Genomic DNA, 21,391 nt, shown 5'->3' on the forward strand with positions numbered 1-21,391 from the left:
ACGCGTATCAGGCCGCGGTCGACGCCTTTGCATTGACACCCTTACGCAGCGCCACCGTGTTGAGTTTGGTGTTGGCCGCCTTTTCCTCGTTCAAATTGGTCGTGAGGAAGCGCACGATGTCATCGTGGCCGAGCTGCTCGGCCCAGGCGATCAGTGTGCCATAGCGACAGATCTCATAGTGCTCTACGGCCTGAGCGGCAGCGACGATGGCGGCATCGAGTACGGCCTTGTCCTCGATCTCGCTGGCGATCTCGTCGGCCTCCTTGATGATGCCGTCGATCGCCGGACACTGTGTCCCGCTGGGCTGCTTGCCGAGTTTCTCGAACACCTTCTGAAGCCGCTCGACCTGCTTGTTGGTCTCTTCGAGATGACCTTTCAGCCCGGCGACAAGGTCGCGGTTGGTCGCTTTTTCGATCATGTCGGGCAGCGATTTGATGATCTGCTGCTCGGCGTAATACATATCGTGAAGACCATGAATCAACAGGTCTTCCATCGATTTTATGTCCTTGGTGAAGATTCCCATTTCGCCGCCTCCTTTGGCATTGATGCAATGGAACGCCGCTGACCAGCTGCTGTTCCTCTCCATAAGCGTGCACTCGGATGATCGAGATGGATGCGTCGCGACCCTCAGGGCGAGGACAATGGGACGATATGCCGCGACAGCCATGCGGCTGTTCTGCGGTGGAGGGGCACGATGGGGAACGCGAGAAGCCGCGCGCCTGCTTCTCGACCGCCCCAGTCTTCGGCCAGACCGGGTGAGGAACGGGATAAACCTAACCGTCGTTGATACAAGCCGCACATTTTGCTTGCGACTTGTCTAGGGTTCAAGATGGCTGACGAAACGATCACGGCTACCGGTATTGCCGCTCACGGCGCCTCCCGCCTCCCCTCAGTCGAGGTCGACAGCTTCAACCTTGAACTGAAGGATGAGGAAGGATTTCTTGGGGATCGTGCCAGCAAGGGCGCCTTTCGGGAAACTCTCGAAAAGTGGCGCAAGCCACTGCGTAAGTCCGGCGAAGACCCGTTCGGCAAGGAGCTTTCCGAAGACATCAGCAAGAAGGAACTCGACGCCAGCCTGGTCGGCGACGACACCGACGCCTGGGCGGTCGTGCAGAGCGCGATTGAGGACTTCGCACAGGAGCTCGCCCACGTTACGCGACGCTTCCTCAAGACCAAGGCCTGGGATAAGACCGAGCGCATCGTCGTGGGCGGCGGCATTAGCAATAGCCGGCTCGGCGAACTCGCCATAGCGCGCGCCGAAATCATCCTGAAGGCCGAGAACTTCAAGATCGAGATGCTACCGATCCATCGCCACCCGGACGACGCAGGCCTTATCGGCGCTCTCTATCTTGCTCCCTCCTGGATCTTCGAAGCTCACGATTCCATCCTTGCCGTCGACATCGGAGGCACGAACATCCGCTGTGGCGTCGTGGAAACGCGTCGCAAAAAGGCTCCGGACCTCACCAAGGCATGCGTGTGGAAGTCCGAACTATGGCGTCATGCCGACGACGAACCCAGCCGCGAGGAAGCAGTTAAGCGTCTCGTCAAAATGCTCAAGGACCTGATCGCGAAAGCGGAGAACGAAGGATTCAAGCTCGCGCCGATCATCGGCATCGCGTGTCCTGGCGTCATCGAGAGCGACGGCTCGATCGCGAAGGGCGCGCAGAACCTGCCCGGCAATTGGGAGAGCAGCAAGTTCAATTTGGCGGCAACTCTGGTCGAAGCCATCCCTCAGATCGGAGAACATGACACGGCGATCGTCATGCATAACGACGGCGTGGTGCAGGGTCTGTCCGAGATCCCATTCATGCAGGACGTGAAATGTTGGGGCGTGCTGACGATCGGCACCGGCCTCGGCAACGCCCGCTTCACCAACCGTAACGGCAAAAGCGAAGGCTGAGCCCAACCCTATACAGGCCGACACTCAAGAATATCGGGAAGGGAGGAACGTCGCGCCCCGCCAACTGTTTGCTCAATCATCGCGGAGCATAGGAGGAGCGTCCATGGCTACGCAGATCCTGTCGGACCATAGCGGGGATACGCGGCACGAATTTGACGCGGCAGACCTGGAAGCATTGGCCAAGGCGGAGCAGCGCTTCAAGAAATTGACCGGCAAGGGATTGACTGCGGCAATACGGACGGGGTCCCGCGAAGTCGCCGTAGTGCGGGCGTTCGACCCGACGGCCCAGGAAACGATATTCCACCCGCCCCTCGTCGGCGGCTAGGTGAGTGCTGGGCCATGCTTCTGTTCGGAGCTCGACGCCGGGCGGGTTCGCGGCTGCAAACGCTCCGCGAGCTCTATGCCGGCTTCATCGGAGAAAACTCGCCAGAGGCCCGCGGCCGCCATCTGTTGCGCGCGTGGCTGTCACCGGTACAACTCGCCCAGTTCGATGAACATCGGTACTTCGACGTGGTCGGTTGCGATACGGCCAAGCGGTACCGCATCAACTATGGGACGGCTGCGAACGTCCACGAGCTCGACAGGGCGGGAACGCCGAGGGTGGGTTGGTGCTTCGTGCCTTCAGCGCGCCTGGTGCCCGGCGACGTGATGCTCACGCAGAAGATTGCTCTGGAAACCAACGAGAATGCCGCGCTCGCGGTGGCCAACGAGTTTTCGCCGCGGATGCCGTTTAACCGATGATCGTAGGGAGAATGCCATGCTCGATTATCCGCGCCCGCCTTATCCCAACCAACAGCAACCGATGCCTGGTTCGACGTCGGCGATGAAGCCACGTCCGGACCATGGCGAGGAAAGCTACAAGGGATCGGGCCGTCTTGCAGGCAAGAAGGCCGTCATTACCGGAGGAGACAGCGGGATCGGGCGAGCGGTGGCAATTGCATATGCCCGTGAGGGGGCCGATCTGCTCATTTCTTATCTCGACGAACATCAAGATGCCGAGGAGGTGAAGGCTCTCGTCGAGAAGGAAGGCCACAAAGCTGTCTTGTTTCCCGGAGACCTGCGAAAGCCAGATTACTGCCGCGCCGTCATTAAACGTGCCGTCGATGAGCTCGGCGGGATCGATATCCTCGTCAACAATGCGGCCCACCAGGCCGCGTTCAAGGATATCGCGGATATCAGTGATGACGAATGGCAGAGCACCTTCGAGGTCAACATCCATGCGATGTTCTATCTCTCCAAGGCGGTCGTTGCGCATATGAAGTCGGGGTCCGCCATCATTAACACCGCTTCCGTGAATGCCGACATGCCAAACCCCATCCTGCTGGCGTATGCGACCACCAAGGGTGCGATCCAGAACTTCACGGGCGGTCTTGAGATGCTTGCCGAAAAGGGCATACGCGTTAACGCCGTCGCGCCGGGCCCGATCTGGACGCCGCTGATCCCGTCAACCATGCCGTCGGATACGGTAAAGAACTTCGGCAAGCAGGTGCCGATGAAACGAGCCGGGCAGCCAGCTGAGCTCGCAACCGCCTATGTCATGCTGGCCGATCCGCTCTCGAGCTATACGTCCGGTGCGACACTCGCTGTAACGGGCGGAAAACCTTTCATCTGATCGCGAGAGCGACGAGGCGGAAGCTTAGTGTGGCGTAGCGCCCAGCGCACACCATTGCTAATGCTTGCGGTTCTCGTCCTGCTTGTTTCTTCTCAGGTTTGCCGGTCGCAGAGAACGAACCCAGCCATTGAAACTGGCAACCCTCACGTGGTGTTGATCGGCTCACAACCTGCCCGGCAGCTTTTGAGCGCCGAGTTTTGGAAATCGTCTCCGGTCGATTGCTGGCTAACGCCAGAACAGTGCAAGCAGCAGGATTACCGGAAGAGGAATGCCCAGCAACCACAATAAGGCGCCTCTGCCAAGTGTCATGGCGCCGATCCTCCTGTTGTTTCTCCGGTAAACCAAGTCCGGAAGCCGCCCCGGGTTCCTGCAACAGGAACGGACGATTTAACCGCGCGTTGGGACGGAACATAAGTGACTGGAGGAGTTCGCCATGGTTATACGTCGCTCCGTTCCCAATGTGTTTTTTGGCTGGACATGGTCGGCCGTACTGGCCGGCGTGTTCACTTCGTTGGTGGTCCAGATCCTGCTGACCATGTTGGGGTTCGGCATCGGTCTGCTCGCGATCGACATTCCCACCGCCTCATCGGCGCCTGCCGGCGCAGGCTGGGCTGCATTCGTGTGGTGGGCGGTCTCAGGCATAATCGCCGCATTTCTAGGTGGCGCCGTTGCGGCAGCCAATTCGCCGGATCAGACCGGCCTCGGTCGGGCCGGGCATGCGATGGCCGCCTGGGCGGTAGCAACCGTTGTGGTGGTCGGTGCGGCGGCGATGTTGCCCGCTTCGGCGACCAGCATCGCCAGCAACCTCGTTGGCCCGTCATATTCCGCCAGCACGCGCGTCACGTACTGGTCGAACAATACGGGACGGGAAACCGTCGGCGCGACAACGAGAGCTGCAACGCCCGCTCAAATTGATGCAGCCCGGACGCACTTCGCATATGCGATGTTTGCAAGCTTCTGCGCCCTTCTTCTTGGCGCAGGAGCGGCCTACGCCGCCGGAATGGCGACCACGGGCCAGGCTGTCAAGGAAGCGGCGCGGCCTATGACATGACGAGTCCCAAAGTGGCCGAGGTTTGGTGGCGCTACGTACACTGGTGATAGCGTGACTGTGTCGTGAGGTCCGCCTTACGGGAGCGGCGGTTTGATGTTAGCGAAATCCTTCGTCTGGTCTGCAGTTGAGATGGAACGTCGCCACGGTAGGAGGCGGCATTCCCGGCTTGATCTGACATGCAAGAGGCCGCGAACTGGGGCCTTAGTGCTTGAAATAGATGCTCGAAGCTGCTTTCGAGCACCTGACGATTTAGCCATTGCCAGTTCAACGGGTGACTTCGGAGCTTTTCCTGCATTGCACCCGTTCGGGGTCGAAAGCCGCGCTCAAGGGTAAGCGCCGGGCGCGCCGGTTTTAGCTCCGTAACCGAAATGCTGAGAGCTGAAGCGCCCGGTTGCGGCTATGCTCTTGTTCATTACCGCCGATCGCAGCCAGCATCCCCACGGGGAGCACGACATCGAGAGGCGAGCCTGCCCCTTAGCGACGCGAACTCCTCTTCGTTGCGCGCCGGTTGTAGGGCGAACGGTTGATGGGCTTCAGTGAAATCCCTTCGCGCTGCGCCTTGCTGCGGATAGCCGCGACGGGACGTTGAAGTTTGACGCTCATGACTCCGGTCGGCGTGTTACCCTTCGCGAGCTGTTTGAGCATTTTCACATCTGCGCTCGACCACGGTTCACGCGTACGACGCTTGTATGAGGGATTTGCCTTGCGCGGGCCCTTCTTGCCGATCGGCGAGCCGGGCCGCTTCCATGCTGCACTTGCCATTAAAATCCTCCTGTCGTCGTTTTTTAACGAAGGATACAGCAATTCGGTTCTGATGCGCAGGAACGGCAGGATCGACGGGAAGTTCTTCGTTGACTAGAGGTCAACGGAGGTTTCAGTGCGCGTCCAACTAGCTTCGATATGTCTTGTGCTGTCCGGTGGATTGGCGATCGCGCAGCCTGCTAGGCCAGCGGACGATGCGCCGACCGGGCGTTCGGCGCCCGAAGACAAAGGTCAATTGCAGCCGCAGGGCTGGACCGGGCCTATCACCACCGGTCCAGGTGGTGCTCCTCCGGAAAGTCCCCAAGGGCAAAGCCCACCACGGATGCAGCCGGCGCCGGACGGATCGACAAAGACCACTGTCGAGCCTCCCAAGTAGTCCCATGGGCTATTGCGCGTCGGCGCGGGTAACGCCGGCGCGGCATCAGCCGCACCGAGCGCCCGAGCTTGAGCGCGCCGAGCATAGCCAGTACGACCTTTGATATTGCGCGCAAGTCGTCGCGGAAAGGTCAACGACGCCGGGACGCCCGCTATGCAGCCACGAAGCGCGTCGGTAAATTAGTGAAGCCGAACCAGGCAAACGGGACTGCGACGCCGCACAAAATTGCCATCGGAAAGAATGCTGCCCCTCCATACGTGGCATAGAGCATTCCTGATAACAGAGTCAGTGCGGCAGTTACCAGACCTGAACCAAAGGCATAAACAGCTTGGGCGGTTGCGGCTAGTCGGACTGGAATAAAGGTCCCCATCATGCGCATGCAAGCAAGGTGGAGCAGCGCGAACGTCAATCCGTGTAGTGGCTGCAGGACCGAGAGGATCAAAACGGAGGTAGTCACGCCCGAAATAGACCAACGTATGATCCCAGCCGCAGCTGCCAGGGCAGCCGCACCACGCGCGTCCATCCGCCTGATTAATCCGGGGCCGATTAGAAAAAACACGATGACTTCCGCAGCTACCGCTTCTGACCACAGCAGGCTTATGGCCGATGGGGCTAATCCAGCCTCGCTCCACCGAATCACTGCAAATGCGTCCTGCATAGCGTGGCTCCCATAGACCAAGGCTGAAACCAAGATCAGAATCCGAAAGTGCGGCATGGCAAGAAGTCCAAGCACTCGAACGAAGATAGGCGATGCGCTGGCGCACGGTGCAGTTCGACTAGTGATCTTGGGCATTAATGCGGTTACGCCAGCCGCCACCACAAGAAGGAATGCATTCAGCCAGATGATCGGCGTGAGATCAGTGCGGCTGATCAGTTGTCCGACGGCCAACGTACCCAATACGAAAGCCATCGAGGCCGAACCGCGTATCCAGCCGTATTCAAAGGGTATCGTCCCTATCTGAGGCTTTGCTGCATTGACTGTCAAAGCGTCGGCAATCGACGTCGTGGGAGCAAGCGCTGCAGCTTGAACCAGGGCCAGCAAAAGCACTTGCGAGAAGCTATCGGACGACAACAATGCAACGGCCGCGCCGGCCGCCACGGCGGTACAAGTTGCGAGCACAAGGCGCAATGATCCCAAGAGATCGGCGAGCGCTCCAATTAATGGGCCGGCGACAAGGCGCATTGACATTGCAGCAGCCAGGATCACGCCGATTTGCTGCGGGGATAGAGCTTTCGTTTCGAAAAATTGTGGCCAATAAGGCGACGCCACGCCAAACGCGGCGTATAAGGCGACGTAAAGAATAATATAGGCGATCGGTCCATTAACGCGGATGACTTGCAGCACTGGACACCTGTCCGACCTCCGCTCGCCGGGCCCATTGAGCGCCGGTTGCCGCGGCCTCGCGGCGTATGGCAACGGAGAAACTCTTCTTCGGTTTCAAGGAGGCGGAGCGCGATCAATGTGGACCTATCCCAGTCTTATCGAAGTAGCGTCCTCTGCCTTCCCCGCGCTCCTCTTGCCGTTTTTTCGTCCAATGGAGTTCAACGCGAAGCTGAATGTGGCCCGTCCGACTCAAAGGATACTTGTAACCATAAATTGGACACGCGCGGGTTGAGAGAATCAGAGACAATAATTGGGCAAGGCAGCGACCGACCTGAAGGAGGTGCTGATGCCGATCGCGAGCAAGAAACCGGCGAGGGAGTCGGCGGCGAAGAAGGCAGACAGCAGCAAAGGTCGGCGTAATCCAGGTCTATGGGTCGGGCAAGTAGAAGCCAAGCGATCCAAGCGCCGATCAGATCAATGGACTTCGCGCAGAAGACGCTAGTGTGCGCACAACATCCGTTCGTAATGTCGCACGTAATCCTGTGCCATCCGCCGCGCAATGAAACGCTCTTCGAATTGTGCGCGGACACGCCGCCGATCTAGGCTTGCGAGCCTTGCCACGGCTTCAACGGCTTGGCCTTCATTTTCGACGATGAAGCCGGTCACGCCTTCATCAATGACCTCCGGCACCGACCCAGACCGATAGGCTATGACCGGCGTTCCGCAGGCCATGGCTTCGATCATCACCAATCCGAAGGGCTCGGGCCATCTGATCGGGAATAGCAACGCCGCTGCATCCGCGAGGAACGGCTGTTTCGTCTCGTCATTCACTTCCCCGACGATCTGGACTTGCTTGCCGTCGATGTGAGGTTCGATGCGCTCCTTGAAATAGCCTGTCTCGGCCCGCGGGATTTTCGCGGCAATGCGCAGCGGGATCCCTGCTGCGCGAGCAATACGAATTGCGTCTTCGGGGCCTTTATCGGCGCTCAGCCGCCCAAGAAAGGCCAAGTACGATCCGGAGGTAAATGAAGCACGAAACTGCTGGATAGGTAAGCCGTGATATACCGTCCCGCACCAGTTCGCGTTCGCCAGCGGAATGCGTTGGTTGTCGGAAATCGAGACAAGACAGGTGCCCGGAAATGCGTCGAGCAGAGCCGGCAAGCCTGGTAGATCCAACCGACCGTGCATCGTCGTCACGAAGGGAATGCCCAACCGGCTGAGCAATGGCAGATGTAGCCAGTCGATGTGGGCGTGAATCACCTCGAATTCATGAGCGCGACGCGCTATTGCCTCTAACAGAACAGCCATAGCTGCATTCGGGTCTGTCCGCGGTCGCCCAAGGCGAAGCGCACGTGGCCAAACTGGATGAAGCGCAGCGCGTGTCTTCGAGTCGCCGCTCGCAAATAGCGTGACTTCGTGCCCAAGCTCGACGAGTGCATCGACGAGCCAAGCGACGACCCTTTCCGTGCCGCCATAGAGTTTCGGCGGAACGCTCTCAGCCAAGGGGGCAATCTGGGCTATTCTCATTGAGATCTTCCAGGGAAGGTAAGGCCGCGATCTCCTCTTCGTTGCGGCTGGGGCGGGCCGCGGCGAGACAGCCGCGGCATTGCGAAGGTCAGCGACGGCCAGGCCTTGCGTGGCGAAGCCGAAATGCGCCACGACAGCGAGGGTACATACTGGCTGGTCGACGGGCGCGCACGGCCATTGGCATGGGCGAGGATCGTCGCACCGGCCGCGGCAAAGGCGGCGTTGCCATCGGTATGATCGAAATGCCAGTGCGTATTGATAACCCATTGAGGCATTCGCCCGAGCACGCCGGCGACAGCGTCTTCGGGCTTGTGCAATTGGCCGGTGGCTCAGAGCCGACGTTGCAACTGATCAGCGCCACGATCGCGGACGGCATGACTGCATCAATTATCATTTTGGCGATGAGCTTGGGCCTCATCATTCCCAAGATGATTGTCGATCATCTAGGCAACCGGTCGACGCAAGCGAAAGTCATGGGAGCGGCCGAACATGTCAACGCTCGCTAGAAGTTCCGCCGCACTTCGAAACTGGGCCGCTCCGGCGGACGAGACGACAGAGCTGTCGCGCCTGGAAGCGCGGCTGCCCGCTTTGCTCAGTGTCATCGCGGGAATGGTCGACCTCACGGGCTTTTTTACCCTGGGCCATATTTTCACCGCCCATGTCACCGGCAATCTAGTGGTCGCTGCCGCTGCGGCGGTGCATGGCGGTCCGTTCAACCCGGCGCAAATCCTGGCTATTCCCGTCTTTATGGTGGCTGTGGCGACCGTTTGGCTGATCGCCCAGGCCTCAAACCGACGCGGACCGAGCCTGGCGCGGCTGTTACTCCTGGTTCAATTTCTGCTGCTCGCCGCGGTGCTGATTTTCAGCATCGTCACCAGGCCGTCCGCCGATCCGCAGGGACTGGCGGCCGGCATTGCCGTGATGATCGCGGTCGCCGCAATGGCCTGCCAGTACGCACTGCTTCGCCTGGCGATACCGGGTGCCATTTCGACAGCGGTCATGACCGGCAATTTGACCAATACCGTCCTGTCGCTGATGGATTTGCTGTCGAAGCACCGTGCCTTGCTGCCAGTCGATGCCGGCCGCTTAAGGAGATCCTGGCATCTTCTCTTGGGCTTTCTGCTCGGCTGTGTCGTGAGTGCCTCCGCTGTCTCCGTGCTTGGAGATTGGACTTGGTCATTGCCGGTGGCGCTATCCGCTTTGGCAATCGCGATACGGTAGGAGAGGGTGTATTTCCCGGAGGTATCCGTTATGGCCGCTCGATGACAAGGCAACGCATCCTTCCGGCAGCGTCCGCGCCGAGTTGATCCTGTCGGCGGTGTTGGCGTTGATCGTCGCCGGGTTCAGCGCCCGTGCTCATTTGATGCGCCGCAGGTGAATTTTTTCGTCCGCGGTGCTTCACCTATCGTCAGCGGGTGAGATGCGTGTGGCCATTTGCTTTCGATCGGGTGTAGGGGCCGCGTGCGAATGAGACCTGGCTTGCGAGCCACGTCGTGAGACGTCGCGGTGGGAACTTCGACGCGCGGGAGGGAAATGGACTTATCACTACGTTTCCGGAGTTGCTATTAATTTCCGGTCTATGGAACCATAACGTCCCGCGGTGCTCGCCAGTAATGGTTGGATCGGTCCAGCCGTTTTGACGTCTCATCTTGTTCTAGCCCGACTCTCCAGCGTGGGAGGCAATTGTGGTAGGCCTTGTCAGGCTCGCGCTCCGACGTCCTTATACCTTCATCGTGATGGCGCTGCTGATCATGATCTTCGGGGTGGCGTCCGCTTTCCGCACGCCGACCGACATCTTCCCTGATATAAACATTCCGGTCGTCAGCGTCGTCTTCAGTTACACCGGCCTGCCGCCCGACGACATGGCGGGGCGAATCGTCACCTTTTACGAACGCGCGCTCACCACCAGCGTGAACGACATCGAGCACATCGAATCGCAGTCGATTCCCGATTACGGGATCATCAAGATCTTCTTCCAGCCGACCGTGAACATTAATGCGGCGCTCGCCGAGGTCTCCGCGATGTCGCAGACGGTTCTGAAGCAGATGCCGGCGGGCGTCACGCCGCCGACAATCCTAAGCTTCAACGCCTCCAGCGTGCCGATCCTGCAGCTCGCCCTCTCAAGCCAGCAGCTCTCCGAGACGATCCTGTTCGACCAGGCGACCAGCTTCATCCGTCCGCAACTGGCCTCGGTCGCGGGCGCCGCGATTCCCCTGCCTTATGGTGGCAAAGTCCGCCAGGTTCAAGCCGACCTCAACCAGCAGGCGCTCCACACCTACGGCATTTCTGCGAACGACGTCGTCAACGCCCTGTCGATCCAGAACCTCATCACCCCGGTGGGCACCCAGAAGATCGGCACCTTCGAGTACACGATCAATCTGAACGCATCGCCCTCCGACATCGCCGCCTTCAACGATCTGCCGATCAAGACCGTCAACGGCACTGTCATCTACATGCGGGACGTCGCCGACGTGCATGATGGAAGTCCGCCGCAGACCAACGTCGTCCACGTGGACGGAAAGAACGCCGTTCTTCTGGCGGTGATCAAGGCCGGTGCTGTCTCGACCTTGTCGATCATTTCCGGCATCAAACAATTGCTTCCCAGCGTCACCAAGACGCTGCCGTCGGGCTTGAATCTGACGGCGGTCGGCGATCAGTCGGTATTCGTGACCAGCGCCGTTTCGAGCATGGTGCGCGAAGCCGTCATCGCGGCTGCGCTGACCGGGCTGATGATCCTGCTGTTCCTGGGCAACTGGCGCTCGACGCTAATCATCAGCATTTCGATTCCGCTTGCCATTCTTGTCTCGCTGACGGTGCTCTCCGCGATCGGCGAGACGATCAATGGGAGCAGAAATGCGCCGCTTAGTCCTGATCATAGCCCTGCTTGTCGTCGGAGCAGCCGCTATTTTAGCCGACACCCGCTGGTGGGGGTCGTCGATCTCGCAATCGGTCGCGCGTGGTAGCGGGCCATCCATCCCGGTCATGACCGATAAGGCGAGGCGCGCAGATGTTCCGATTTCGTTCTGCCCTGAAGGAAAGGAGTTTCAACGAGGATCTAATGGGTAGCCAGATCATTTCTGCTCCCGATACGAATTGATTTCCCGTCCTTGGCCTTGTCGAACGCCAGCCATGGAAGGGCGTCCAACATCTCCGGGACATAAAGATCTTGCAATAACTTCACGGACACCCGCCCAATTTGTTCGGCAATAGTTTCGTTTTCGCCTAGCGGAACGGCGACTGCGACAGTTCGCGAAAACGACGGCCCCGGAAACGGTAGTAACTTTACTTTGTTCAGAACGGGGGTCATCTCGAAAATCGACAGGGGCGTCATGATCGCCCAGCCAAGCTCCGCTGCCACCATTCCCAGAATGGTGCGAGCGGAATCGAATTCGAACTGCCGGCTGAGGTCGATCCTGAGACGCCCAAGTTGCCGTTCGATGTCCGCGCCCGTTTGGGACCGGGCGTTCCAACGAATAAGCGGCATCGCGGACGCGAGATGGGCGAGGCTGACGTCCTGGGCGTTGATCGATGCTGGCACGACCAGCAGATAAGGCTCCGTCAGAATTGGGATTTTGCGGATCTCGCTGACGTCATCCAACGGGTCATTCGTGATGATGAGGTCAAGGCTGCGGTCGATCAGGCCGGCGCGTAGCGTGCGTGCGAGCCCGGACGATATCGACAGATAATGGACCGTTGGTGTCAGCCGTCTCATCATCGCCGGCACGAATGGGTCTGACAGAGAGTCGACGAGGCCGATCCTGAGCCGCAGAGCGCGGCCCTCTCCGAACTGGCGGATGGTCAGAGCGATCTGCTTGGCATCCTGCAGAACCTGACCTGCGGTGCGCGTCAGCCATTCGCCGGCGGCGGTCAGGATCAATGGGCGAGATCGCCTGTCGACCAGGGGGACGCCCAATACATCCTCCAGATGTCGGATAGCTTGGGAGACGGCGGGCTGGGTCATGCCCAGCCTCTGGGCCGCTAACGTCATGCTGCGGAGTTCGCAAACCTGCGTGAAGATTTCGAGCGTCCGTAAGTCGTATCCAGAAAATGGTTTCATGTGGCTCGGCCATGACGGCACCGCCGTCTATCTAACGCAGCATCATAAGAAAAGAGAATGCTTAGTACAAAAATTGGCTATTCTCAACTTGCGCCTCGATAAGGCAGTCAGCCTATATCACGCGGGGATGACGCGAATTATTCCAAGAAAGATATAGCGTTGGCTGATACTTAGAGGGTGGGTGGAAGCGGCGCCAATAGCATATGATCAGTGTTTTTGGGATCGAGACGGCGTGAACCAGCCGCTCGACGCCCTTGCCGATAAAATTGAAATCTCTAATGTTGCGCAGGTTTGATTGTCAGCCCCGACAAGAGAGACATCGCACCCTCAGCTCCGACGATAAGCGTTTCTGCAAGTCGCCGTGACATTCGCAAGTCCTGCAAGTCCTGAAAGACATTTCACGCGATGTCGAGCAGGGCAGGGTGACGACGCTTCCCGGCTCGAGCGGGTCGGGGAAGAGCACGTTCCTGTGCTGCCTGAACTAGGAGAATGGGCGATGACGAAGGACATCAAGGACAGACTGGAAGCCTCCGACCTCAGCAGAAGGTCGTTGCTCACCGGCGCGGCCGTCGTGGGCGCGGGTGTGGCCCTTATCGTCGCGCCCCCGCAGGAAGCCGAGGCGCAGTTGCTCGAGAGTGGAATTCCCCCGGACTCGGTGCTCGCAAAGATCAAGAAGGGCGGTTCCCTGAAGGTCGGGTTCGCGCAGACGCCCTTGTGGTTCTTCAAGGACGCCAAGAGTGGCGAACTGCGAGGCATCTACAAGGAACTTGTCGACATGCTCGCTCGTGACCTGGAAATGACGGTGGCCTGGCAGGAGGTTACCTTTGCCAATGCCACCGTGGGCCTACGAAAGGGCGATTTCGATCTGTTCGGATCGTCCGCCGTCTACACGATCCCGCGCGGCCTCGCCTGCAACTTCGTCGGACCTCTTTGGGTGAAGGGCAGCCACGCCATCGTGCACAATGACGATGCTGAGAAGTTCAAGACGATCGAGGATCTCAACAGTCCGGATGTGACCTTTTCCGTGAGCGCAGGCTCGAGCGAGGAACAGCGTCTGCCGCTGATGTTCTCCAAGGCCAAGTTCATGGCCATCGCCGGTCAGCAGGTCATGGCTGCGGAGCCGGTGCGCGCGAAGCGTGCCACGGCTTACGTCGTGGGTGACAGCGACGCCATAGCGCTCGTAAAGCGCAATGGCGCCTGGGCTCATATCGTTGACCAGGAACATCCCTTCGACAAGCGTCCCAACACCTGGCTGATCCGCCACGGTGATGTCGCGTGGAAGAACTTCCTGGATTTCTGGGCCTCCTACGTCATCGCCAACGGCGAAGTAAAGCGTCTCTACGACAAGTATCTGGCGGAGCTCGCCTGAGTCCCTCGGATCAAGACCGCGGCCCTCGCCACGGGGAGCGTGCCGCTTACCTGCATTGCATGAGGAAATGATGATTATCGATTGCCACGCGCATGTCTTCCAGCACTGGGCTGGAGCCTGCGGTCATCCATCGAGCGAGATCCACCGCAAATATATCCAGAAGGTTCAGACCCGGACCTCGGCCCGGGTTTTCAGGGCGCGCGACGGCAAGGAGGTCTCGGGGGCGATGCTGTTCCGGGAAGGCGACAATTCGTGGGTGGGGCTCAAGGACGTCGACTTCAGGGTGGGCAATTATGGGCGTCTCGATTTCACGATCGACGGCGAGGACTATCATTCCCAATATATGCCGGTCGGGATGCAGCAGATCGTGGCGCCGCCGGAGCTGATGTTGGCCCAGATGAGCTATGCGGGCGTCGACCACTGCATCCTGCAAACCGGGTGGGGTTATGGCGCGATGAACGACTACAACGCGTTCGCCCAGAACCAGTATCCTGACAAATTCACGGCCCTGCTGAACGTCGATGAGCCGCGTGCCTTCACCGATGCGGCACTTGCGGAGTTCGACCGCGCCCATCGCGATCTCGGACTGAAAGGCGTGTACTTTGCGCTTGACGCGTTCGCCCGCTACGGGTTCGACGTCACGTTCGACGATGCCCGTTATGATGCATTCTGGTCGAAGATCGACTCCGCCGGCCTGCCAGTGTTCTTCGAGATCACCGCGATCCCCGATTACGACGCGGTGAGCTACATCAGGAATCTTGTGCGGCTGCACGGCCTGATGAACCGTTACATCAACATTCGCTGGGTGCTGGTCATGGGCCCTCCCGTCGGCTTCTTTGGCAAATCGGGCGCATGGCATTTCCCAGACGAAGTGCTCGCCGCCATGCGGCACGACAGTCTGCTGATCGAGATCATGTTCCCCATCACCTGGGGCGGCGCGTGGGAATATCCCTACCCGCAGGCGCAGGAACTGGTGCGCGGCATGCGCGATCTGTTCGGTGCGTCCAAGCTGATCTGGGGCTCCGACATGCCGAATGTCGAACGCTTCTGCACGTACACCCAGAGCCTGGACTACGTCCGCCGTCACTGCAGCTTCCTGAGCTCCAGCGAGAAGGACGCGGTCCTTGGTGGGAACCTGCAATCGATGCTTGCCATCGATATCCGCAAGCGCTCGGTCGCCGCCTGACAATGCCATCCGACGCCCACCGCGAGCGGCTCGGCCTACAGAGGAAATCACACGTGGAGCACGATCTCATCGAGCCCGTAACGACGGGCACAGGGCCCGAACTGCCGCCCGACAGCACCGAAACGCCATCCTTTGTCATCTTCGAGGAGCGTGTCCGACACAATCTGCGGAAGACGGCGGAAGCCTGCGGCGGCATGGATCGGCTGATGCCGCACCTCAAGACGCATCGTGCGTCGTGGATTGTCGAGTTACTGCTGTCGCAGGGTGTCCGCGCCTTCAAGGCGGCGACGGTCGCAGAGGTCGAAATGGCCGTCGGCGCGGGTGCGCCGAATGTCACCTGGGCCTATCCGACCGCCAGCAGAGCCAATATCGCGCGTTTCGTGTTGTTCGCCCGCAAACACCGGAGCACCACATTTGTCGGCGTCGTCGATTCCTTCGCCGCTCTCGAAATTTGGGAAACCCTGCTGACCGGCGGGGATAGCAACATAAGTCTGCGCATTGATCTCGATCCCGGGCTTGGCCGCACCGGGATGCCGATGTCGGAAGTAGCGCTGCCCCTGGCGCGCGCCGTCCACGCGTGCAGGCTCCTCGCTGGCTGGCACGTTTACGACGGCCACGTGAAGGGCACCTATGCCGAGCGCAGAGCCCAGGTCCGGGAACTGTGCGCGAAGGTATGCAGGCTCGGAGATGTGCTGCGATCCGAGGGGATCGAGACCGATGTCGTCGCGGGCGGCAGCTACACCTTCGACATCTGGCCGGCGGACGTGGCTGCCTATGTGTCCCCCGGCAGCTGGACCTATTCCAGCGCGCAGCATGATGTCGAGCTGGCGCATATCGGCTGGCAGCCCGCTGCCTTCGTACTGGCGAGTGTCGTCTCGGCCCGTTCCGGTACCCTTACGCTGGATGCCGGCTGTAAAGCGATCACCCCGGACAAGCCGCTGGCCGATCGCTTCCGATGGAATGGCCGCGTCCTGCTCATGAACGAGGAGCACACCGTTGTGGAGGGAGACAATTTGTCGGTAGGCGACCGGGTTCTCCTGATCCCGCAGCACGCCTGCACCACGGCCTATCTCTACGACAGTGCCCTGGTGAAGACGATTGACGGGCGCTGGGAACGCCGCCCCCAGATGGGAAGCGCCAGATAGGCAATTCCACCTCGACCTATGGAAAAGGTCACACCCCCGAACGACGTGCCGCAATGGAGATGAGCGCAATGACGCCGGAAGAAAAACTCACCTCGATGGGGCTCGTCCTGCCGCCGACGATCGTTCCCTCGGCCAACTACGTTCCGTTTCGCTGGGGCCGGCAATCTTCTATTCCTGTCCGGACAAGGTCCCAAGAAGGCCGACGGCACGTTCCACATCGGCCGCGTCGGCCGAAACCTTACGACCGAGCAGGGCTTATGAGCACGCGAGACTGGCCGGGCTCAACCTGCTCGGCGCCGCTAAAATGGCGGTCGGGGAACTCAGTCGCATTTCGGCGGTAGTGAAGCTATTCGGCATGGTCAACGCAGAGCCGGATTTTGCAGCGCATCCGCAGGTCATCAATGGCTGCTCCGATTTGTTCTCGGAAGCCCTCGGTGAGGCGGGCCGCCACGCCCGATCTGCCGTCGGCATGGGCTCCCTGCCGAACGGTATGTCGGTCGAAGTCGGAGCAGTCGTGCTCGTCGATTGAGACCGCGCGCACGCAATCTTCTCCAATACGACAGATTCGGCAGGGACCTTCCGATGAGCCCAAAACGTTCAGCCTCGGTCGGCCTGAAAGTCGCGCTTCTTGCCAAAAAATTCGTTCGTTAATCGGTCCACGGTGAGTGGAGGAACCCGTTTTTCGCTAAGGATGCGTGTGAGTCGCATCTGAGCCTGTTGTGCATGGGCCGGAAGAAGCTGATTCAATTTGGCGCGGTCGCCATGTCGAATCGCATCTATGATCCCCACATGCTCGCCGATGTTGATCTCCATTTGCGATTCGAGGACATTCCTCTCAGTGTTCTCGATTTTATAAATCAAGACCAGCAACCGTCTGACGTGGCGATGGGTTGAAAGCGCAAATTCATAAAACAATGCGTTGCCTATCGAACGATGCATCCTGAGATGAAACTCTTCGTTCACGGACGTGATGCCAAGGAACGATTTTCTTCGAACCTCATGCGTGTATCGCGCCTGGATTTCCTCGAGGTCCGCGACAAGGTTTTGATCCGCAAAACGGCAGAGTTGGGCAAGGACGGATTCGACCAATTGGTAAGCCATCATGACTTCACCAATTTCGATAAGGTCCAGTCCGCGAACGAACATACCGCCCCGATTTGGGAAAATGGTTACGAGACCCTCGGCAACGAGGCGACTGATGGCTTCCCGCGCGGGGGTCCGGCCGAGTTTGAAATGATTGCGGAGGAGCGGCTCGTCGAGCTTGCTTCCTGGTTCCAGGCTCATATCAATAATTTTCAATCGTATGAGGTCGACCGCCGCCTCCGTTTGCGAAGCACCGCGGCGCTTTTTCACCGTCTCGCGCGAGGTGCCCTTTGCGGAGCCGCGCGCCGCACCTCTCCTGGCCTGCGGACTGGTCGAGGAATGGGCAGTCTTTGAATTTTTCATGCGCGCTCCTTTGCCAACGAGCTGCTCCAGCTTCCTATCTCGCCCGCGCTCAACACGCTGCTACCGGACCAAGCAATACCAGCGCGGCAGATATTCAGTCTCAAAAGGCTCATTGCTTGCTCTCCGCGGAGTTTTGAAAGCGCTGTGTTGAGGCGCAGCGGTTGAAGGGCTCATGTCTAATCTTCCGGTCAAGCGGACATCCGCGGGGTCAGAAGGAAGTGTTCGCGATACGTGGGGTTCAACGAAAACAAGAAACTAACAACCTCAAAAGGGGCGATACGCACGGGTTTGGCTCGATCGTTCATCGGTGACCTTCCGCATTTCCGGTTGGGTTTGCCCCGATGCCCTTACCGCAGCCGATCGTGCAAGGAAATTGAGCAGCATCCGCACTTTTATCATCGTTGACAGAAATATATGCGACATATACTTTGAAAAGCCTAGGTTATATTGCCGTCTTCGGTGAATGCAAGTCCGGCGGACCCTCGCGTGTTGGATCCCTGAAGGAGTTGGAGAGTAAGTCGTGGATGGAGATCGGCCAATTATCCGGGTGAAGGACTTGCGCAAGTCATTCGGGTCCGTGGAGGTGCTGCGGGGCATCACGATTGATGTGTCGCCGGGATCCGTGCTCAGCATCATCGGAGCAAGCGGATCTGGAAAGAGTACCTTTCTGCGCTGCCTGAATTATCTGGAGCGTCCGACATCCGGCGATATTTTTGTCGATGGAGAAGCTATCGGTCCTTCGATCGCGCCCAACGGCCAGCGGAAATCGGGAGCGTCTCCGAGGGATATCGCGCGAATGCGATCGAAGCTCGGCATGGTATTTCAGCAATTCAACCTGTGGCCGCACATGACGGTTTTGGGAAACGTGATTGAGGCGCTGATTCAGGTCAAGCATATGCGGCGCAGGGAGGCGGTCGATATCGGGCAGCACTTTCTAGCCAAGGTCAATTTGCTGAACAAGAAAGACGAATACCCCGCGAAATTGTCGGGCGGCCAGCAACAGAGAGTTGCGATCGCGCGTGCGCTCTCCATGCAGCCGAAGGTGATGCTGTTTGACGAGGCGACGTCATCGCTCGATCCGGAGCTGACGGGCGAAGTGTTGGAAGTGATGCGCGATCTGGCACGAGAGGGAATGACGATGCTGGTCGTGACGCACGAAATGGGCTTCGCGCGCGACGCTTCCGACCGGATCATTTTTCTCCATGATGGCAAGGTCGAGGAGGATGGCACCGCCGCACAGGTATTCAGCGCTCCTTCCAGCGAGCGCTGTCAACGATTTATATCGTCAGCGCTCAGTTAGTCGCCGTGTTTGTCGCCTTGCAAAATGTATTTGATCCCGCGCTGTTCTGGGAATATCGCGCCGTTCTCTTGACGGGACTTCTGCAGAACATCATCATCTTCGTTGAAAGTGCGGTTCTCGCAATTCTCCTCGCGTTCGCGGTCGGAATCGCAAGCCTCAGTCGTTACGGCGCCGTTCGCTGGACGGCCATCGCTTACGCCGAGTTCTACAGGAACACGCCGGAATACGTGCTTCTGGTGTGGGTCTACTTCGTCCTTCCCCTGATAATCGGTACGGCACTGGGAACGAAGGTCAATCTCAGTCCTCATGTCGCGGCAGTCATGGGCCTCGGTGTTGCCTACAGCGGGTTCCTGTCCGAGACGGTGCGTGCCGGATTACGCTCAGTCTCCTACGGCCAGACAGAATCCGCTCTCTCGCTCGGAATGTCGGGGTTTACGGCGCTACGCCGGATCGTATTGCCGCAGGCCGTGCGCAGGATGCTTCCCGAGGCTGTCAATCAACTGGTCTCGTTGTTCAAATCAACAACGATCGTCTCGTTGATAGCGGTGCAGGACATCATGTACCAGGTCTCGATGATCAGCGTCGCGGAGATGAGGCCTGTCCCTCTCTATACCGGTGCTGCGCTGCTGTACTGTATCGTCATTATTCTTGCGACCCAATTGTTCCAGCGGCTGACGGAGCGCTGGCGCCGCCGGGGCTGGGCATGAGGGGCTGCCGTGATTGAAAACTTCAATCGCTTCGTGCTGGCCAACGCCGGCACCCTGCTCGATGGGCTCTGGGTCACGGCATATGTCTGCTTTTGGGCGTTCTTGCTGGCGATCGTGCTGGGTCTGATTGCGTGCCTGATTCGAATGCGATTGCCATATGCGAGAGTTGTTGCGATCGGGTATATCGAATTTTGTCGCGCGACTCCGATCCTGGTGCAACTGTTATGGGTCAATTATGTGTGGCCGGAAGTTTTCGGATTTCCGCAAACAGTGACCGGCGCGGGCGTCATCGCGCTCGCGTTGCAGTCGAGCGGTTATCTTGCGGAGACATTTCGATCTGGATTTGAAGGGTTGCCGAAAGGCCAGCGTGAGGCTGCGCTGGCCGTCGGGATGAGCCGTTGGCGTATCGTGTCCCGGATCGAAGCGCCGCAGGTCGGGCTCGTGGTTGCCCCGTTGGTGGTGAATCAACTCGCTGTTGTCGTGAAATCATCAACGCTGGTCTCCATCATCGCGATTCCTGACCTGATGTATCAGGGGTTGAAGATCGTCAATCAGTGGTACGAGCCAATCGAGGTTCTCACCACAATTGCTCTGACGTATTTCGCGCTTCTCTTTGCGATCTCCAGAATAGCGAATTGCGCCTACGTTTACTTCCAAACCAAATTCGGAATTGCGAGCAGCCGATAGAACAACATCCCAACTCTCAGGTTCGGTTCCGTCTCAAAAGCTCAAGGAGCATGATGATGCAAGATCGATTAGATGTCACAAAGCGCTCGTTGTTGACCGGTGCGCTTGCGGTCGGCACAGGCGCGGCCGCGCTCGGAAGCATGATCCGAGATGCGCACGCGCAGCTTCTCGAATCCGGTATCGATTCAAAGTCGGTGCTGGCCAAGATCAAAAAAGGCGGAGCTCTTGAGGTGGGCTATGCCCAACTCCCCCTATGGTTCTACAAGGATGCTAAAAGCGGTGAGCTGAAAGGCGTCTACAAGGATCTTGTCGAGCTTCTGGCAAAGGACCTCGAGATGGCCGTGAATTGGCATGAGGTAACTTTCGCCAATTCCACGATCGGCCTGCGTTCAGGTGACTATGACCTGTTCGGTTCATCTGCGACGTACACGGTGCCGCGCGCTACCGTGTGCAACTACGTCGGTCCTCTGTGGTCAAAGGGGAGCTTGGCGGTCATTCGCAAGGCGGACGCGGGCAAATACCAGACCGCAGCGGATCTCAACAGCCCGGATGTGACGATCGCCGTCAACGGGGGATCAAGCGATGAGCAGCGGATGCCGCCCCTTTTTCCCAAGGCAAAGTTCATGGCCGTGGCCGGCCAATACTCCATGGCCGCCGAACCCGTGCGTGCGGGCCGTGTCAACGCGTGCATCGTTGGAGACACCGAAGCACTTGCTCTTGCCAAGCGGAATTCGGAATGGGCTGTGATCGTTGACTCTAAAAATCCCTTCGATAAGCGTCCAAACACATGGATGATCCGTCACGGCGATGTTGCCTGGAAGAACTTTCTCGATACGTGGTGCGGTTTCATTGCGGCGAACGGCGAAGTTCAGCGGCTCTTCGACAAGTATGCCAGCGAAGTTCTCTAGGTCGATAGGCGGCCGGAATGCAAATATTACAACC

At 59.1% G+C, this 21,391-nt stretch carries 21 protein-coding genes and 3 pseudogenes; 17 read left to right on the forward strand and 7 right to left on the reverse strand.

Annotated features, from left to right (window positions below; translation table 11 throughout):
* Positions 1-7: 7 nt before the first annotated feature.
* Positions 8-523: a ferritin-like domain-containing protein gene (locus IVB18_RS11980; protein ID WP_247989351.1), complete on the reverse strand. Its 516-nt coding sequence runs from the start codon at positions 521-523 to the stop codon at positions 8-10.
* 306 nt (positions 524-829) lie between these two features.
* Here IVB18_RS11980 and IVB18_RS11985 point away from each other — a divergent pair, with 306 nt between their 5' ends.
* The 5 genes from IVB18_RS11985 to IVB18_RS12005 all read left to right on the forward strand — a co-directional run bounded on the left by IVB18_RS11985 (position 830) and on the right by IVB18_RS12005 (position 4,563).
* On the forward strand, positions 830-1,900 hold the full coding sequence (locus IVB18_RS11985; protein ID WP_247989352.1) for an ROK family protein: 1,071 nt from the start codon (positions 830-832) through the stop codon (positions 1,898-1,900).
* Between the two features lie 103 nt (positions 1,901-2,003).
* Positions 2,004-2,225, forward strand: coding sequence for a hypothetical protein (locus IVB18_RS11990; protein ID WP_247989353.1), 222 nt, complete (start codon positions 2,004-2,006; stop codon positions 2,223-2,225).
* Positions 2,226-2,239: 14 nt separating this feature from the next.
* The gene (locus IVB18_RS11995) at positions 2,240-2,641 is read left to right on the forward strand and encodes a hypothetical protein (protein WP_247989354.1); all 402 of its coding nucleotides are present in this window, start codon (positions 2,240-2,242) and stop codon (positions 2,639-2,641) included.
* A gap of 16 nt (positions 2,642-2,657) precedes the next feature.
* Positions 2,658-3,512 carry an SDR family oxidoreductase gene (locus tag IVB18_RS12000; RefSeq protein WP_247989355.1) on the forward strand — a complete coding sequence of 285 codons (855 nt, stop codon included), beginning with the start codon at positions 2,658-2,660 and terminating at the stop codon, positions 3,510-3,512.
* 433 nt (positions 3,513-3,945) lie between these two features.
* Positions 3,946-4,563: a hypothetical protein gene (locus IVB18_RS12005; protein WP_247989356.1), complete on the forward strand. Its 618-nt coding sequence runs from the start codon at positions 3,946-3,948 to the stop codon at positions 4,561-4,563.
* Positions 4,564-5,037: 474 nt separating this feature from the next.
* On the opposite strand, the gene IVB18_RS12010 is transcribed toward IVB18_RS12005, so the two are convergent.
* The 4 genes and pseudogenes from IVB18_RS12010 to IVB18_RS12025 all read right to left on the reverse strand — a co-directional run.
* Positions 5,038-5,367: a hypothetical protein gene (locus tag IVB18_RS12010; RefSeq protein WP_247989357.1), complete on the reverse strand. Its 330-nt coding sequence runs from the start codon at positions 5,365-5,367 to the stop codon at positions 5,038-5,040.
* A 485-nt stretch (positions 5,368-5,852) separates the two neighbouring features.
* Entirely contained in the window at positions 5,853-7,046 is a 1,194-nt protein-coding gene (locus IVB18_RS12015; RefSeq protein ID WP_247989358.1) for an MFS transporter, read from the reverse strand.
* 477 nt (positions 7,047-7,523) lie between these two features.
* Positions 7,524-8,552, reverse strand: coding sequence for a glycosyltransferase family 4 protein (locus IVB18_RS12020; RefSeq protein WP_247989359.1), 1,029 nt, complete (start codon positions 8,550-8,552; stop codon positions 7,524-7,526).
* Positions 8,549-8,854: pseudogene (locus IVB18_RS12025) on the reverse strand (MBL fold metallo-hydrolase); the annotation flags it as partial. The gene IVB18_RS12020 and the pseudogene IVB18_RS12025, both read right to left, overlap by 4 nt.
* On the opposite strand from IVB18_RS12025, the gene IVB18_RS12030 reads away from it, so the two are divergent.
* From IVB18_RS12030 to IVB18_RS12040, 3 genes are all read left to right on the forward strand, one after another.
* Complete coding sequence (locus tag IVB18_RS12030; protein ID WP_247991977.1) at positions 8,735-9,058, forward strand: hypothetical protein; 324 nt, start codon at positions 8,735-8,737, stop codon at positions 9,056-9,058. The pseudogene IVB18_RS12025 and the gene IVB18_RS12030 sit on opposite strands and share 120 nt — an antisense overlap.
* Positions 9,042-9,773: a DUF1275 family protein gene (locus tag IVB18_RS12035; RefSeq protein ID WP_247989360.1), complete on the forward strand. Its 732-nt coding sequence runs from the start codon at positions 9,042-9,044 to the stop codon at positions 9,771-9,773. The genes IVB18_RS12030 and IVB18_RS12035 overlap by 17 nt, the downstream gene beginning before the upstream one ends.
* Positions 9,774-10,237: 464 nt before the next feature.
* Entirely contained in the window at positions 10,238-11,515 is a 1,278-nt protein-coding gene (locus tag IVB18_RS12040; RefSeq protein ID WP_346732622.1) for an efflux RND transporter permease subunit, read from the forward strand.
* 92 nt (positions 11,516-11,607) lie between these two features.
* On the opposite strand, the gene IVB18_RS12045 is transcribed toward IVB18_RS12040, so the two are convergent.
* Positions 11,608-12,609 carry a LysR family transcriptional regulator gene (locus tag IVB18_RS12045; RefSeq protein WP_256476722.1) on the reverse strand — a complete coding sequence of 334 codons (1,002 nt, stop codon included), beginning with the start codon at positions 12,607-12,609 and terminating at the stop codon, positions 11,608-11,610.
* Positions 12,610-12,986: 377 nt separating this feature from the next.
* Here IVB18_RS12045 and IVB18_RS12050 point away from each other — a divergent pair.
* The 5 genes and pseudogenes from IVB18_RS12050 to IVB18_RS12070 all read left to right on the forward strand — a co-directional run.
* Positions 12,987-13,091 (forward strand): annotated as a pseudogene (locus IVB18_RS12050) (ATP-binding cassette domain-containing protein); the annotation flags it as partial.
* 14 nt (positions 13,092-13,105) lie between these two features.
* Positions 13,106-13,978, forward strand: coding sequence for a transporter substrate-binding domain-containing protein (locus IVB18_RS12055; protein WP_247989361.1), 873 nt, complete (start codon positions 13,106-13,108; stop codon positions 13,976-13,978).
* Positions 13,979-14,048: 70 nt separating this feature from the next.
* On the forward strand, positions 14,049-15,164 hold the full coding sequence (locus IVB18_RS12060; RefSeq protein ID WP_247989362.1) for an amidohydrolase family protein: 1,116 nt from the start codon (positions 14,049-14,051) through the stop codon (positions 15,162-15,164).
* A 53-nt stretch (positions 15,165-15,217) separates the two neighbouring features.
* The gene (locus tag IVB18_RS12065) at positions 15,218-16,309 is read left to right on the forward strand and encodes an alanine racemase (protein WP_247989363.1); all 1,092 of its coding nucleotides are present in this window, start codon (positions 15,218-15,220) and stop codon (positions 16,307-16,309) included.
* 68 nt (positions 16,310-16,377) lie between these two features.
* Positions 16,378-16,838, forward strand: a pseudogene (locus IVB18_RS12070) (RidA family protein).
* A 68-nt stretch (positions 16,839-16,906) separates the two neighbouring features.
* On the opposite strand, the gene IVB18_RS12075 reads toward IVB18_RS12070, so the two are convergent.
* Positions 16,907-17,755 (reverse strand): GntR family transcriptional regulator, encoded by an 849-nt coding sequence (locus tag IVB18_RS12075; RefSeq protein WP_247989364.1) that lies wholly within the window; start codon positions 17,753-17,755, stop codon positions 16,907-16,909.
* A gap of 520 nt (positions 17,756-18,275) precedes the next feature.
* Here IVB18_RS12075 and IVB18_RS12080 point away from each other — a divergent pair.
* From IVB18_RS12080 to IVB18_RS12095, 4 genes are read left to right on the forward strand one after another with little or no spacing between them, the layout of a single operon-like run.
* Entirely contained in the window at positions 18,276-19,055 is a 780-nt protein-coding gene (locus IVB18_RS12080) for an amino acid ABC transporter ATP-binding protein (protein WP_276581215.1), read from the forward strand.
* Positions 19,056-19,060: 5 nt separating this feature from the next.
* Entirely contained in the window at positions 19,061-19,762 is a 702-nt protein-coding gene (locus IVB18_RS12085) for an amino acid ABC transporter permease (protein ID WP_247989365.1), read from the forward strand.
* A gap of 9 nt (positions 19,763-19,771) precedes the next feature.
* Positions 19,772-20,449 (forward strand): amino acid ABC transporter permease, encoded by a 678-nt coding sequence (locus IVB18_RS12090; protein WP_247989366.1) that lies wholly within the window; start codon positions 19,772-19,774, stop codon positions 20,447-20,449.
* A 56-nt stretch (positions 20,450-20,505) separates the two neighbouring features.
* Positions 20,506-21,357, forward strand: a complete 852-nt coding sequence (locus IVB18_RS12095; RefSeq protein WP_247989367.1) for a transporter substrate-binding domain-containing protein — start codon at positions 20,506-20,508, stop codon at positions 21,355-21,357.
* The last annotated feature ends 34 nt before the right edge of the window (positions 21,358-21,391 follow it).

The sequence above is a fragment of the Bradyrhizobium sp. 186 genome, from assembly GCF_023101685.1.
Lineage (GTDB): Bacteria > Pseudomonadota > Alphaproteobacteria > Rhizobiales > Xanthobacteraceae > Bradyrhizobium.

Bases quoted from the DNA above. Each gene is read 5' to 3' on its own strand.
- IVB18_RS12030 (WP_247991977.1), top strand. From the start codon at position 8,735: ATGGGCGAGGATCGTCGCACCGGCCGCGGCAAAGGCGGCGTTGCCATC.
- IVB18_RS12095 (WP_247989367.1), top strand. From the start codon at position 20,506: ATGCAAGATCGATTAGATGTCACAAAGCGCTCGTTGTTGACCGGTGCG.
- IVB18_RS12055 (WP_247989361.1), top strand. From the start codon at position 13,106: ATGACGAAGGACATCAAGGACAGACTGGAAGCCTCCGACCTCAGCAGA.
- IVB18_RS12035 (WP_247989360.1), top strand. From the start codon at position 9,042: ATGTCAACGCTCGCTAGAAGTTCCGCCGCACTTCGAAACTGGGCCGCT.
- IVB18_RS12045 (WP_256476722.1), bottom strand. From the start codon at position 12,609: ATGAAACCATTTTCTGGATACGACTTACGGACGCTCGAAATCTTCACG.
- IVB18_RS12075 (WP_247989364.1), bottom strand. From the start codon at position 17,755: ATGAAAAATTCAAAGACTGCCCATTCCTCGACCAGTCCGCAGGCCAGG.
- IVB18_RS11980 (WP_247989351.1), bottom strand. From the start codon at position 523: ATGGGAATCTTCACCAAGGACATAAAATCGATGGAAGACCTGTTGATT.
- IVB18_RS11985 (WP_247989352.1), top strand. From the start codon at position 830: ATGGCTGACGAAACGATCACGGCTACCGGTATTGCCGCTCACGGCGCC.
- IVB18_RS12000 (WP_247989355.1), top strand. From the start codon at position 2,658: ATGCTCGATTATCCGCGCCCGCCTTATCCCAACCAACAGCAACCGATG.
- IVB18_RS12060 (WP_247989362.1), top strand. From the start codon at position 14,049: ATGATTATCGATTGCCACGCGCATGTCTTCCAGCACTGGGCTGGAGCC.
- IVB18_RS12020 (WP_247989359.1), bottom strand. From the start codon at position 8,552: ATGAGAATAGCCCAGATTGCCCCCTTGGCTGAGAGCGTTCCGCCGAAA.
- IVB18_RS11990 (WP_247989353.1), top strand. From the start codon at position 2,004: ATGGCTACGCAGATCCTGTCGGACCATAGCGGGGATACGCGGCACGAA.
- IVB18_RS11995 (WP_247989354.1), top strand. From the start codon at position 2,240: ATGCTTCTGTTCGGAGCTCGACGCCGGGCGGGTTCGCGGCTGCAAACG.
- IVB18_RS12005 (WP_247989356.1), top strand. From the start codon at position 3,946: ATGGTTATACGTCGCTCCGTTCCCAATGTGTTTTTTGGCTGGACATGG.